Here is a 14,056-nt window from a genome sequence, read left to right as displayed (position 1 = left end):
ACTAGATAATAGAATATCAAAAAGGGCTATGAGAGATATTCAAATATACAATGTATCCAGATTAGTTTATTTAGCTTTCATGTTAATATATGGAGTCTTAAGCGCATATTTAAAAATATATAACACATACATTTTCTTAACATTACTTCTAATATGCTTAGTAAATAGTATATGTATATCAAAAATTTGTTATATGGATATTATAAGAAGGCCAAATCAATTATTATACAGAAATCTACTTAGGGAGAAGGAAAGATTAGAAGAGGTAAATAAAGGATTTAAAGACTATAAAAATAGATATGAAGAGATATTAATGTATCTTCCAGATGGAGTAATAGTTTGTGAAGATGGAGTAATAGTTTTTGCAAATGAAAAAATTAATGAATATTTTAATCTATATAGTAGTGATTATATTTTAGGAAGAACTCTTTTTGATATAGTTGATGAAAGTGAAAGAGAAAGCATAAAGAAAATTGATGATATCAAAAAACCTGTTAAATATCTAAACCTAAAGTATTCATTCCGTGGAACAGAGTTTTATGGAGAGCAAACTAATATAATTAAAAGACGTAAAAATAAAACATTATCTATATTTATAATAAAAAATATGGAAGATAGAATAAAGTTAGCTAAAATAAAAGAAGAATTAGAGTATAATAAAACATTAGACGAAATAAAAAACCAAGTTCTAGCAAATATATCTCATGATTTTAAAACGCCAGTAAATGTAATTTACTCAACCGTTCAAATGCAAGATTTAAATATTAAAAAGAAAAAGTATGATAATTTAATTGAATTTAATCAAATTATTAGACAAAATTGCAATAGATTAATAAAACAAATAAATAATTTTATAGATTCTATCAAATTAGAAAGTGATAAATTACATGTGGATTTAAAGTATGTAAATATAGTTAGTTTAGTAGAAGATATAACTGACTCTGTATTAACATACGCTACAGAGAGAAATATAAATTTAATTTTCGATACTGAACATGAAGAAGTATATACTTCTGTAGATACACAATTTATAGAAAAAATAATTTTAAATTTATTATCTAATGCTATTAAATATAATAAAGAAAATGGATCTGTAGATGTAAAAGTTGAAGATACGGATCAGTTAATAATAATTTCAGTAAAAGATACAGGAGTAGGAATTCCTAAACGTAAGTTGAAAAATATATTTAATAGATATGAACGAGCAGAACGCGATTCTATAGAAACTAAAGAAGGTAGCGGAATAGGGCTTAATATAGTAAAACAAATGATAGAAGCATTAAATGGAGCAATAGATATTAGTAGTGTAGAAGGAAAGGGAACAGTAGTAAAAGTTATATTGCAAAAAAATGATGATGCAAAATTAGAAGAAGATGAAGCAATAAAAGCATAGTAATAAATTTAATGCATAATAACAATATATGTATATTGCCAGATATGATAATTTTTATTTGAATAATACAAATACTATATTCAATATGATAAAACACTAGGAGAGTGAAGCATTATGATTAAATATCTGGCAACTAAATTTTTAGAGAAACAAGCAGAAAAAAGATGGGAAGAAAACAAAAAAATTATAATGTATACAGGAATAACCATTTTAACAGGGTTAGGTGCATATTTTTCTTATAAAAAGATAAAAAACTATATACTTGATAGAGAAATGTCTGATGAGTTAAATTATTTAGATTATCTAGAAGATGAAGAGTCTTATGATAAAGAATGTGATGAGATTTACAATAAAAAAGATGAAGATGAAGAATTAAAAGAAAAAATAGATGAGTTTAATTCTAGACGATTAAGTTATGAAAATGATGAAATAGTATCACCAAAAGAATTAAATCATTATATAGATCAGATAAAAGTAGATAAATGTGATATAGAGGAAGAAGAATTTGAAGAAGATAAATATGAAAAATATGACGAATAATTGAGTTGACAATATCAACGAAATAGAATATACTAAATGCAGATGTAAAATGCGATTTAATCATTGAATACCCTATTAGATTCAATGATTACTTTATTAAATAATAAAATAAACCTATTAAAAAAAGAGATTTAAAGGAATTGTGCTGAAATTATTTAGTTCATTTCTTTAAATCTCTTTTTTGTACATTATCATATTAAAGTGACTAATATGTAATTTTATAAGAAGTATTATATTATATTATTTTATATATTGTATAATAATTATAGGAAAATAAAATTAAATTGGAGGAAATTATGACAAATATTCTTATGATAGAAGATGATAGTACTATAGCATTTGGAGTAAAATATGCACTAGAACAAGAAGGCTTTAATATAGATATATGTAAAGATTTAGAAAGCAGTAGAAAAAATATTAATGAAAAAGAATATGGTATTATTCTCTTAGATGTAACCTTACCTGATGGAAATGGTTATGATTTTTGTGAAGAAGTTAGAAAGTCACAAGATATACCAATAATATTTTTAACTGCTTGTGATGAAGAAGTTAATATTGTAATGGGATTAGACATAGGAGCAGATGATTATATAACTAAGCCTTTTAGAGTAAGAGAGCTTGTATCTAGGATAAAAGCTGTGCTTAGAAGAAAAGGTAATAATAATGATAATAAAAAAATATTAAAGTTTAAAAATTTAAGTATACATACATTAGAAGCAAGAGTATTTAAAAATGGAGAAGAAATTTTTCTAACATCAGTTGAATATAAGTTATTGTTGATTTTAATACAAAATAACAATGTAGTTTTAAGTAGATCAAAAATTCTTGAAAAACTTTGGGATGTCACATATGACTTTGTAAATGATAATACTCTTACGGTTTATATAAAAAGACTTAGAGAAAAGATTGAAGATGATGCAACAGATCCTAAGTTTGTAATTACTGTAAGAGGTCTTGGTTACAAGTGGAATGGAAGTGAAGATAATGTTTCTATTTAATCCAGAGATGAAAAGATTTTTAAGAAATTGCTTTATTTTATTACTAATTAGTATAGGGTTATCTATAAGTATTACTTTTATGAATATAAATATAATAAAATTTAAGGTAGTTGAAAATAATCAAGCAATATTAGGAGAGATATTACATAAAAATCCAAATTTAGAATCACAAATAGTAGATATAATAACTCAAGGTGGTTCTAAGGAAAATATAGACTTAGGTAAAGATATCCTAGAAAATTATAATTATAATAAAAGTATAAGTTTTGGAAATGAACCTATTATAAGTGAGAGTATTAATGAACTTTTAAGTGTAAATATATTGTTTTTAGTATTTGTATTTGTTTTATTTTTAATATTATCTATATATTATTTTAAAAAGGTATATTCAGATATAACTGATATGACTGATTATGTTTATAATAGGTCAGAAGGAAGGATATTTGAAATGAAAAATTCCAATCAAGAAGGACAAATAGGTCTTTTAAAAACTGAGTTAATTAAGATGACGAATATTCTTAAAGAAAAAGTAGAGCTATTAAATAATGATAAAATATTTTTAAATGATACTATATCAGATATATCACATCAGCTAAAAACTCCTATGACATCGCTTATAATACTAAATGACCTTATGTATGAGGATATACCGAAGGAAACAAAGGTTGAATTTTTAGATAAAATAAAATCTCAGTTAACTAGGATGGAGTGGCTTATAAAAAGTATGTTAAAACTTTCTAAGGTAGAAGCTAAAGTTATAGATTTCAAAAAAGAAGAAGTGGATATTAAAGAGCTAGTAAGAAGAGCTCTTCAGCCAAGTTTAATTCCAATAGAGCTTAAAAATATAAATTTAGATATAAATGGAGATGATGATGCAACATATTATGGAGATATAGATTGGTCAACGGAAGCTTTATTAAATATAATAAAGAACTGTATAGAACATACTCCTAAAAATGGAAGTTTAACTATTATTTATGAGGAAAATCCATTATATTCAGAGATAATAATAAAAGACAGCGGAGAAGGAATAGATAAAAAAGACTTACCTCATATATTTAAGAGATTTTATAAGGGAAAGAATAGCTCAAAAGAGGATAGTGTAGGAATAGGGCTTGCAATGGCAAAATCTATAATAGAAGGTCAAAATGGAGATATATATGTTAAGAGTGAAATAAATAAGGGAACAGAGTTTCATATAGTTTTTCATAAAAGTTATAGTGACTAATATGTCACTTAAATCTTCACCTTAATGTAAGGCTTAAGTTCTAAACTATAAAGTATAGATTTGAGTTTGAATTTAAGAAGAAATTTAAATAAAGATATAACAATTATGGAGGATAATATGGAAATTTTGAAAGTAGAGAATCTAGCTAAAAGTTACGGCAAAGGCGAGGCAAAAGTAGATGCCTTAAAAAATGTAAATTTGTCAATAAATAAAGGTGAATTTATTGCAATAGTAGGACCAAGTGGTAGTGGAAAAAGTACATTATTACATTTATTAGGAGGAGTAGACAAGCCAACTAGTGGTAATGTTTATATAAATAATGTAGATATATATACTTTAAAAGAGAAAGATTTGTCTATATTTAGAAGAAGAAATGTAGGTCTTATATATCAATTTTATAATTTAATACCAGTACTTAGCGTAAAGGAAAATATATTACTTCCTGCAGAATTAGATAATAGAAAAATAGAAAAAGAATACTTAGATGACTTATTAAAAACTTTAGGACTAAAAGAAAGAGAAAATCATCTTCCGAACGAATTAAGTGGAGGGCAACAACAAAGAACATCTATAGGAAGAGCTTTGATTAATAGACCATCTATAGTTTTAGCAGATGAACCAACAGGAAACTTAGATAGTAAAAATTCTAAAGAAGTGCTTGAGCTATTAAAGCTATCAGTAAAGAAATATAATCAAACTTTAATAATGATAACTCATGATACTAATATTGCTTTACAAGCAGATAGAGTGATAACAATAGAAGATGGAATAATAAAACAAGATGAGGTGATATAAATGAACTTATATACATCTCTAACCATAAGATATTTAAAAGAAAATAAGAAGAGAACAATAGTTACTATAATAGGAATAATACTTTCAACTGCACTTATTTGTGGGATTGGAAATATATTTGAAAGTTTTATGGATTATCAAATTAGAGAGACTATATCTAATGATGGTGCATTCCATGCTACATTTTATGATATAAAAAAGGATGATATAGATACTATAACAAAGTCAGCAGGAATTTCTAAATCAGCTTTAAGTGATAATTTAGGATATTCTAAGATAAAAAATAATGATAATAGCTTAATTCGAGTTAAAAGTTATGATAATGAATCGTTTGAGGGATATCAAATTAATTTAAAAGAAGGTAAGCTTCCAATAAATGAAAATGAAATAGTACTTAGTGAATCGGCATATTCCTTAGTTAATAAAAATATAGGAGATACTATAAAACTTCAAATAGGAAAAAGAGAATCTAAAGATGGAGATAATGTATCAGGTTATTATTCACCAGAACAAGGGGAAAAATTAGTTGAATTAGAAAGTAAAAACTTTAAAATTGTTGGCATTATAGAAAGACCAGGATTTGAGTATAATGGAAATGGTGTAGTTACGGCAATAACTCACCTAGATATAAATAAGTTGCCTAAAAATAAAGATATAAATGTATCTATATGCGCTAATAAGCCTTCAGAAATATATGATATAGCCTCTAAAATATCTAAAAATTTAGGTTTTAAAGAAGATATCGTAAATGAAGAAAATGTATATGAAAGTGATTCATTATATTATTCTAGTGATAAAGGTGTATTTTATGAAAACTTATCATTTAATGAACATTTATTAAGAATACAAGGTGCAAGTGCATATACACATATAAATAACACTATATATATGATAATGTCAATTGTTACAATTCTAGTAGTTGTATGTACAATTGCAACTGTATATAATGCTTTTAGTATATCTATTAGCGAACGTAAAAAACAGTTTGGAGTACTTAACTCTATAGGTGCTACAAAATACCAGGTTATGAAATTAGTATTTATAGAAGCGCTTATAGTTAGTATAATAGCTATACCAATAGGGATAATTTGTGGTAGTTTAGCAATAGATTTAGTATTTAAATGTATACAAAGTTTATTTAAAAATTCATTTATAGCACAGATGAACTTAAGAGTGGTCTATAAACCATATATAATTATAGGAAGTTCAATTATAGTGATGATTACAATATTTGTATCAGCAATACTTCCAGCAATGAGTGCAGCAAAAACTTCTCCTCTTGAAGCTATAAAAAATAGTAGTAATTTGAAATTAGGAAAAGTTAAAGATTCCAAAATTATTAAACTATTATTTAAGGCTGAAGGAGTTCTTGCATATAAGAATTTAAGAAGAAATAAAAAGAAATTTAGAATAACTTTATTTTCTTTAATAATAAGTGTAGTTATATTTATATCATTTAGTGGATTTATGGAGTTATTTGTAAGATCAAATGAAATTCATACAGGTCAAATGAATTATGATATGAATCTATATAAAAATGGAGAAGTAGAAGATAATAATTTAATTAATGACTTAAGAAATATAAATGGAATTGAGAATTTTAGCATTAACAATTATTATACAGTGGGAACATATATAAAAGAAAGTAATATAGATGAAATTTATAAAGATTTAGTAAGTAAATATTTCGAATTTGAAGAGAAAAATAATGAATTTATATATGATTTCTTAAATAATCACATTATGTTCCCTGGAGATTATGCTATAGGTAAATTAAATCTTACTAGTGGAAGTATTGATAAAGAAAGAGCTATAAATGAAAATGGTATAATACTTAGAAATAAAAGTTATTATGAAGAACCAGGTAAAAAAGGTGATGTTTCTTTAACTAATTACAAAGTCGGTGATACTATAGATATTTATGAAGTAAGTTATGATGAAAATACTGGTGAAGAAATAAAAACACCAATTAAATTAAAAGTACTAGCTACTACAGAAGACTTACTTCCAGGAAATTTATCATCAACTCATATGGGAATTGATTTTATAACTTATGATGAAGTAGGAGAAAAATTAGGGTTTGATATAGATAAAAGTATGGTTTATATATCTACAAATAAAAATGAAGAAAGTAGAGATCTTATAAAAGCATTAGCAGAAAATAATGGATATAATGTTAACGATGAACTTGAATATGCTAAAGAGATGGAAGAGTCAGCAATGGCAATAAAAGTATTTGTATATGGATTTGTAGTTGTTATATCATTAGTAAGTATAACTAATATAGTAAATACAATAAGTACAAATATAAATTTAAGAAAAAGAGAACTGGCTATAATTAAATCAATAGGTGTAACACCTAGAGGATTTAACAAAATGATATATTTAGAAGGCTTACTGTATGGAGTATTAGCATTATTATATGGAGTTCCAATAGGGCTTGGAATAGATATACTTATGAATAAAACACTTGGAGATGTTATAGATGTTGGTATGATTCTTCCTTGGGGTGCTGTAGGTATATGCTTTGTAGGAATATTTGTTATAACATTTATTGCTTCTTATATACCAATGTCTAAGATAAACAAAGAAAATATAATAGAAAACATTAGGCAGGAAAGTATATAATTGAATAAAAAAAGGAGTATAAATTAATTTATACTCCTTTTTTTATATTAATGTCCAATTAAACCACTATCTGAAAGTTTATCATTAAACTTTTTAGTTACTCTATTTATAGGACCTTTGAAGATAACACTAAGTATAGTAAATATAGCAAAGAATATTAATAAAGCAATAATATCCTTATTTAAATTTGGCATATAAACACCAGCAACAGCTTCTCTTTGAGCTGATATTGCATAAGTAAATGGAAGTAATGGATTTACAGCTTGGAAAAACTTTGGTGTAACCTGAATAGGGAATGTTCCTCCAGAACCTGCAACTTGTATAACTAGTAAAATAACAGCTATAGCCTTACCAACATTTCCAAATAGAGAACACAATGAATAAACTATAAAAGTAAACACAAATGAAGTAAGTAATGAAACTAAAACAAATAACAATGGATTAGTCATAGTTACTTTTAAAATGAATATATCACCTAAACTTACTATAAGTGCTTGTAATAGTGCTATAGTAAGGAATGTAAGTCCTCTACCAAAGTAAACTTCATAAGGTTTATACTCACCATGTACTTCTGTTGAAAGTAAGGAGCAAAGTAATAATATTCCTACCCATAAAGAAAGTACAGTATAAAATGGTGTCATAGCAGATCCATAGTTTGCAACTGGATATAAACTGTTTGTTACTATTTCAACTGGTTCTTTTAAGAAATCTGAACGAGTTGTTATATCATTTTTCAATAAAGATATTAGTTCTTTCATATCCTCACTATTATTTACTTTAGATACAGCATCAACTAATTCATTTATAATATTTTTAGCCATTGGTATTTTTTCTTTTATAAAATCTACAGTTTCATCTGCACTTCCTGAGAATTCTAGAGCAGTTGATAGAATATTATTTACTTTAGGAAGCTTATTTTCAGCAGAATTTAAAACATCTAAAATATTATTAGCAACTGTAGTACCTTCATCAAATATATTATTTATAGGAGTAGTTATTTTTGAGTCAAAGTTATTTATTATATTTGATGTAATGCTATTAATATCTTTGACTACTTTTAATATACCATTTAAATTAGGTAAAGATGGAGTTTGTCCATTAGCTAACTGATCTTTTATAGCATTTAAGCTACTAGTAGCAGCATTTAATTTAGTATTAATACTTTCTAATTGAGTAATTACACCACCAAGTTGATTTCCAGGGACTAGTTTATTAAGTTTATTTAAGAAACTAGTCAAAGTACTTGTTGTAGAAGATAAATTTGAAAGTTTATTAGATAAACTATCTATTAATTCTGGAGCATTATCGTACCCTTTGTTTATTGCATCTATTATATCAGATACAGCAGATATTGCAGAGGATGATACGCTATTTATTATTTCTAGATCACTTTTTATAACTGGAGCAATGCTATTAACACTTGATTGTGTATCATTTAAAAATGATTTTACATCATCAGCTAATCCAACAGAATTAGTTAGTGTAGTTTGAATTAATGGCATATCTTTTTGAAGTTCTTTGACAATATCAGAAATTTGACTTGTAGCATCAGATGCTAAGTCAATAGTTTTATCAATATTTTTAAACTTATTTTGAACTTCAATAAGAGAAGTTTCAATTTTATTTAACTTTGGAAGTTCTGTCTCTAGTGTTACACCAATATCATTAAGAGCTTCAAACATTACTTCGCTTACTGTTTTTACAACTGTTTGATTTACCTCAAGTTGAATTGAGGTAGCTCCTTTATCTGTAATTTTTGGAGCAATAGCATTTATTTTCTCATTAACAGTATAGATTATTTCACCTTTTTTAACATCTTCCCTAACTAAAGAAGTTAAATTTTGTGAAAAATTAGATGGAATTTCTATTGATGCATAATACTTACCGGTTTCAACGCCTTTTAAAGCTGTAGCTTTGTCAACAAATTGCCATCCAAGTGCATCGTTATCTTTTAATTTTTCGACTACTTGATCACCTAAATTAACATCCTTATTTAATACAGAGCTACCCTTATCCTCATTGATAACAGCAACTTTTATATTACCTGTATTACCATAAGGATCCCAAGATGCTTTTATATTAAACCAAGCATATAAAGATGGTAAAATTGATAAGCCAACTATAACAATTAATAATGCAAAGTTGGTAAATACATTGCTAAAATCTTTTTTTAAGATTTTTAATATATTTTTCATATAGTTATACCTCCGACATATTATTATAAATTCAGAATGTTATTTAAAAATATAATATAACAATCATTTATTTTTGACAATAAAAGACAAGTGAAATATAGATAAAAGTAAAAAAGTGACGCAAATTCTTGTTATTTACATGATTTTATTTTATGTAAAAAGTAGACTTTTTATAGGGTCATAATTAATATTTAATTGATATGGTTAATATCCATTCAGATTGGGGGAAAAACATGAGTATTGTATTAAAAAATATTAGTAAAATTTATAAAAGTGGAGAAGTTGAAACCGTAGCATTGAAAAATATTAACCTAGAAATAAAAGATGGAGAGTTTGTAGTTATATTAGGTCCTAGTGGTAGTGGGAAAAGTACCTTATTAAATGTAATAAGCGGATTAGATAGTCCAAGTGAAGGTGAGATTTATTTTAATGATACTAAAATTAGTGATTATAATGAAAAGCAGTTGACTAAATTTAGAAGAGATTATTTAGGATTTATATTTCAGCAGTATAACTTATTACAAAATCTTACTGTAAGAGAAAATGTTGAAATAGGTAGTGCAGTTAGCAAAGATTCACTTGGGATTGATGAGGTACTAAAGTCAGTATCAATGTATGAAGACAAAGATAAATATCCATATCAATTATCAGGAGGAGAGCAACAGAGGGTATCTATAGCAAGAAGTATTGCTAAAAATCCAAAGATAATGTTTTGTGATGAACCAACAGGTGCACTAGATGAAAAAACAGGAAAACAAATATTAAATATTATTCAAGTTATGAATAATAACTTAAATACTACAACTATTTTAATAACCCATAATACAAACATATCATATATGGCCGATACAATAATAAAAATGAACTCAGGTAAGATTGTAGAGGTTATAAAGAATGAAGAAAAAAGAAAGGCAAGTGAAATATTATGGGCTTAAGAATCCTTTTAAAGAATACATTAAATATTTTTAAGAAAAAAAGATTACAGCTCTTAGCTATTGGAATTATAATTGGAATTAGTTCATTTTTATATACAACAATGTTTTACACATTAAATAGTATGAAGGATCCTTTTGAAAAGTTTGTAAAAGAATATAATCAAGAGGACTTTTCTATAAATATTGTAGATGGAATTACTAGCTCAGACATAGATTTATTAAATGAAAAAGAAAAATCTACTGTAAATAACATTCTTACATATAGCTTAAATGATATAAAAAATAAGAATAAACAACTATATAATAAAATTTTAGATAATAGAATTAAGAGATTTGAAGATACTTACAAAGACTTTGAATTAGAATTAAGAAAATATAAAGAGGTTAATTTTACATATAAAGGTGAAGGCAATAAAATTACATTCATTAAAGATGGAGAAAGTATAAATTTATCATACATAGAAGAAGGAGATAAACCTAAAAGTAACAATGAAATTGCAGTTAGTAAAATTTATGCAAATAAAAATAATTTAAATATAGGAGATAGTATACAAGTTAATAAAAATCTATACAAAATTACAGGATATGTTTTATTTCCAGATATGACATTACCAATAAATGGATCGGATTTTATAATAGATAACTCAAAAATTACACCGGCTCTTGTTGTTGATAATGAGTTTGAAAATATAAGTAGTAAAGAAGAGATTTATTTATCTGGTGTTGTGAAAAAAGAGTATAACAAAAACTATGGAAGTATAATGAATAAATTTGATAAAAAAGTAGTAGCTACATTTACTGAGAATAAAGATTTGGACTTTATAACAAATATAATATCAACTAAAAATCAAATAAGAAGTGGAGCGATATACGAAGAAGTTAAATCTGGTCAAGAAATAACTATCATACTAAGTGTAATTATGCTTATTATTGCTGTTATGATAGTCTTAATTTTAATTTATAAAATTATTAGAAATGAAAAATCTCAAATTGGATTATTAAAGTCAATAGGATATTCAGAAAATTGTATATTAATTCCATACTTAATTATACTTATAATAGTATCACTTCCAATGTTAATTATAGGTTATATTGGAGGAGTGTATGCATCTTCAAAAATGAAAGACTTTTATTTAGATTTTTATTTGATTCCAGATGCACCTATAAAAAGTAATTTGTTTATACTAGCTACATCAGTAATTATACCAATGTTAATAATTTTACTTCTTTCATACATTATAATAAAGAAATTGTTATCTAAAAAAGTTATAAATTTACTTAAAGAAAATAATATAGAAAAGGTAAGTAAATTAAATAAGATTAGTAATATATTACTTAAAAATTGTTCAGCAAAAAATAAGTTCAAATACTCTTTTATATTTAATAATACTAGCAAATTTGTAGTATTTTTTATAGGTATATTCTTATCATCAATGCTTATAATAATGAGCTTTATGATGATAGGATTTTTCGAAAAAATGACAACTGATTATTATAATGATGTAGATTATGTATATGAAGGATATGTAGATTTTACAAAGGGATTACCTTCTTTAAAAGAAGATGAAGAACAATTTATAAGTATAGAAAGTATAAAATATAAAGGCAATGTTATTAATATAAAAGGAATTTCACCAGATAATAAACTTCATAAGTTATATGATAAGAAATATAAGGATATAACGAAGGATTTAGATAAGGGAGTAATTATAAATAAAAGTTTCAGTAAAATTTACAATATAAAAAAGGATGACATAATAGAAATTGAAATAAATAACCAACGAATAAAAAGAATTGTATCAAATATATCAAAAGATTATGGTAATGAAACTATTTATTGGAGGCTAGAAGACATAGAGCATATTATTACCTACAAAAAAGATTTAAATTTAGGAATAAATAAAACTTACTTTAATGGGGTATACTCAAAATCTAATTTGGATGAATCCAATTATATAAGTGTAATAAATAAAAATGATATAATAAGTCAAAGTAAATTAATGCAAAAATATGTTGAGATTGCAGTTTATATAATGATTGGATTTGGTATTTTTATAGGAGTATTAGTTCTTTATATTCTTACTACCTTAACTACTGAAGACAATTATTATAATATTTCATTATTAAAAGTAATGGGATATTCTAAAAAAGAAGTTAACTCTATGATTTTAAACAGTTATCTATTGCATGCAATAATTTCATATTTTATAAGTACATATATTACTGTGGTAGGTTTTGACTATATCATAGGTTATATGGGCAAAGAATTTGGCATTGTTATGCCATTTGAATTTAAGATAAGCCACTTAGTATCAGGATTACTAGTTATAATAATTATATTTTTTTCTGGCACATTTGCAGCAAAGAAAAGAATAGATAAAGTTTCACTTCAAGAAGTATTAAAAGAATATAGAGAATAAGATAAATTATAAGAAATTAATGGCTATAATCAAAGAATTACGATTATAGCCATTTTAATTTTGAAGATTATACGAGTTATTAAATTTAAATGGTAGAATCACTTTAGTATAATTAGTAAAATTATTACTAATAATATAAGTATGATTTTTCTATTTAATTATATGAAATACATAAAGTAGATACATATTTTAAGGAGGTACTAATAAGATGAAAAAATGGGTTTGTACAGTATGTGGATACATTTATGAAGGAGATGCACCACCTACAAAATGTCCAGTATGTGGAGTTGGTCCAGATAAGTTTGAAGAAATGAAAGGTGAATTAAAATGGGCTGATGAACATAGAATAGGAGTTGGACAAGGGTTAGATGATGAAATACTAGAAGGATTAAGAGCTAATTTTATGGGTGAATGTACAGAAGTCGGAATGTATTTAGCTATGAGTAGACAAGCTGATAGAGAAGGCTATCCAGAAGTAGCTGAAGCATATTCAAGAATTGCTTATGAAGAAGCTGACCATGCAAGTAGATTTGCAGAAATGTTAGGTGAAGTAGTTGAAGCAAGTACTAGAAATAATTTAAAAGCTAGAGTAGAAGCAGAATATGGAGCAGCAGAAGGTAAGTTAAAGTTAGCTAAAAAGGCTAAGGAATTAGGACTTGATGCAATTCATGATTCTGTACATGAAATGTGTAAAGATGAAGCTAGACATGGTAAAGCGTTTTTAGGATTATTAAATAGATATTTTGAAAATAAATAAAAATAAAAAAGTAACATACTTATATTTATTGAGTATGTTACTTTTTTATTTTTAATTTTTGGACAAAAAATAACTATTTATACTTAAATAAAATATCATTGCATCCTTAAAATTTTTTAAATCTAAATCAAGTAATTCCTTAATTTTATCTAATCTATATATAAGTG

At 25.2% G+C, this 14,056-nt stretch carries 11 protein-coding genes; 9 read left to right on the top strand and 2 right to left on the bottom strand.

Translation table 11 applies throughout. The features are described 5' to 3' along the window. Nucleotides 1-28 precede the first annotated feature (28 nt). The 6 genes from EIH23_RS06395 to EIH23_RS06370 all read left to right on the top strand — a co-directional run bounded on the left by EIH23_RS06395 (nucleotide 29) and on the right by EIH23_RS06370 (nucleotide 7,582). Nucleotides 29-1,393, top strand: coding sequence for a sensor histidine kinase (locus tag EIH23_RS06395; protein WP_122639399.1), 1,365 nt, complete (start codon nucleotides 29-31; stop codon nucleotides 1,391-1,393). 114 nt (nucleotides 1,394-1,507) lie between these two features. Continuing rightward, a complete protein-coding gene (locus tag EIH23_RS06390) occupies nucleotides 1,508-1,933 on the top strand; it encodes a hypothetical protein (RefSeq protein ID WP_122639398.1) in 426 nt (141 codons plus the stop codon). A gap of 296 nt (nucleotides 1,934-2,229) precedes the next feature. Continuing rightward, on the top strand, nucleotides 2,230-2,931 hold the full coding sequence (locus EIH23_RS06385) for a response regulator transcription factor (protein WP_122639397.1): 702 nt from the start codon (nucleotides 2,230-2,232) through the stop codon (nucleotides 2,929-2,931). Further along, nucleotides 2,918-4,159 (top strand): sensor histidine kinase, encoded by a 1,242-nt coding sequence (locus EIH23_RS06380; RefSeq protein ID WP_122639396.1) that lies wholly within the window; start codon nucleotides 2,918-2,920, stop codon nucleotides 4,157-4,159. The genes EIH23_RS06385 and EIH23_RS06380 overlap by 14 nt, the downstream gene beginning before the upstream one ends. 117 nt (nucleotides 4,160-4,276) lie before the next feature. Then, nucleotides 4,277-4,954 (top strand): ABC transporter ATP-binding protein, encoded by a 678-nt coding sequence (locus tag EIH23_RS06375; RefSeq protein ID WP_122639395.1) that lies wholly within the window; start codon nucleotides 4,277-4,279, stop codon nucleotides 4,952-4,954. After that, nucleotides 4,955-7,582 carry an ABC transporter permease gene (locus tag EIH23_RS06370; protein WP_122639394.1) on the top strand — a complete coding sequence of 876 codons (2,628 nt, stop codon included), beginning with the start codon at nucleotides 4,955-4,957 and terminating at the stop codon, nucleotides 7,580-7,582. A gap of 47 nt (nucleotides 7,583-7,629) precedes the next feature. On the opposite strand, the gene EIH23_RS06365 is transcribed toward EIH23_RS06370, so the two are convergent. Continuing rightward, a complete protein-coding gene (locus EIH23_RS06365) occupies nucleotides 7,630-9,777 on the bottom strand; it encodes a YhgE/Pip domain-containing protein (RefSeq protein ID WP_122639393.1) in 2,148 nt (715 codons plus the stop codon). A 233-nt stretch (nucleotides 9,778-10,010) separates the two neighbouring features. Here EIH23_RS06365 and EIH23_RS06360 point away from each other — a divergent pair, with 233 nt between their 5' ends. From EIH23_RS06360 to EIH23_RS06350, 3 genes are all read left to right on the top strand, one after another. Then, nucleotides 10,011-10,712 carry an ABC transporter ATP-binding protein gene (locus EIH23_RS06360; protein ID WP_122639392.1) on the top strand — a complete coding sequence of 234 codons (702 nt, stop codon included), beginning with the start codon at nucleotides 10,011-10,013 and terminating at the stop codon, nucleotides 10,710-10,712. Beyond that, on the top strand, nucleotides 10,703-13,132 hold the full coding sequence (locus tag EIH23_RS06355) for an ABC transporter permease (protein ID WP_122639391.1): 2,430 nt from the start codon (nucleotides 10,703-10,705) through the stop codon (nucleotides 13,130-13,132). Before EIH23_RS06360 ends, EIH23_RS06355 begins: the two co-directional genes overlap by 10 nt. Before the next feature lie 208 nt (nucleotides 13,133-13,340). Continuing rightward, a complete protein-coding gene (locus tag EIH23_RS06350) occupies nucleotides 13,341-13,889 on the top strand; it encodes an NADH peroxidase (protein ID WP_122639390.1) in 549 nt (182 codons plus the stop codon). A gap of 51 nt (nucleotides 13,890-13,940) precedes the next feature. On the opposite strand, the gene EIH23_RS17090 is transcribed toward EIH23_RS06350, so the two are convergent. Next, nucleotides 13,941-14,051, bottom strand: a complete 111-nt coding sequence (locus EIH23_RS17090) for a helix-turn-helix domain-containing protein (RefSeq protein ID WP_279265828.1) — start codon at nucleotides 14,049-14,051, stop codon at nucleotides 13,941-13,943. Nucleotides 14,052-14,056 lie beyond the last annotated feature (5 nt).

It is taken from the genome of Romboutsia sp. Marseille-P6047 (assembly GCF_900604535.1).
Taxonomy (GTDB): Bacteria; Bacillota; Clostridia; order Peptostreptococcales; family Peptostreptococcaceae; genus Romboutsia_E.
Note: the sequence above shows the minus strand (reverse complement) of the source record. Positions and strands in the feature narration are given on the sequence as shown.

Excerpts from the sequence above, each read along its gene's own strand:
- EIH23_RS06395 (WP_122639399.1), top strand. The coding sequence starts at position 29 with ATGAGAGATATTCAAATATACAATGTATCCAGATTAGTTTATTTAGCT.
- EIH23_RS06390 (WP_122639398.1), top strand. The coding sequence starts at position 1,508 with ATGATTAAATATCTGGCAACTAAATTTTTAGAGAAACAAGCAGAAAAA.
- EIH23_RS06385 (WP_122639397.1), top strand. The coding sequence starts at position 2,230 with ATGACAAATATTCTTATGATAGAAGATGATAGTACTATAGCATTTGGA.
- EIH23_RS06380 (WP_122639396.1), top strand. The coding sequence starts at position 2,918 with ATGTTTCTATTTAATCCAGAGATGAAAAGATTTTTAAGAAATTGCTTT.
- EIH23_RS06375 (WP_122639395.1), top strand. The coding sequence starts at position 4,277 with ATGGAAATTTTGAAAGTAGAGAATCTAGCTAAAAGTTACGGCAAAGGC.
- EIH23_RS06370 (WP_122639394.1), top strand. The coding sequence starts at position 4,955 with ATGAACTTATATACATCTCTAACCATAAGATATTTAAAAGAAAATAAG.
- EIH23_RS06365 (WP_122639393.1), bottom strand. The coding sequence starts at position 9,777 with ATGAAAAATATATTAAAAATCTTAAAAAAAGATTTTAGCAATGTATTT.
- EIH23_RS06360 (WP_122639392.1), top strand. The coding sequence starts at position 10,011 with ATGAGTATTGTATTAAAAAATATTAGTAAAATTTATAAAAGTGGAGAA.
- EIH23_RS06355 (WP_122639391.1), top strand. The coding sequence starts at position 10,703 with ATGGGCTTAAGAATCCTTTTAAAGAATACATTAAATATTTTTAAGAAA.
- EIH23_RS06350 (WP_122639390.1), top strand. The coding sequence starts at position 13,341 with ATGAAAAAATGGGTTTGTACAGTATGTGGATACATTTATGAAGGAGAT.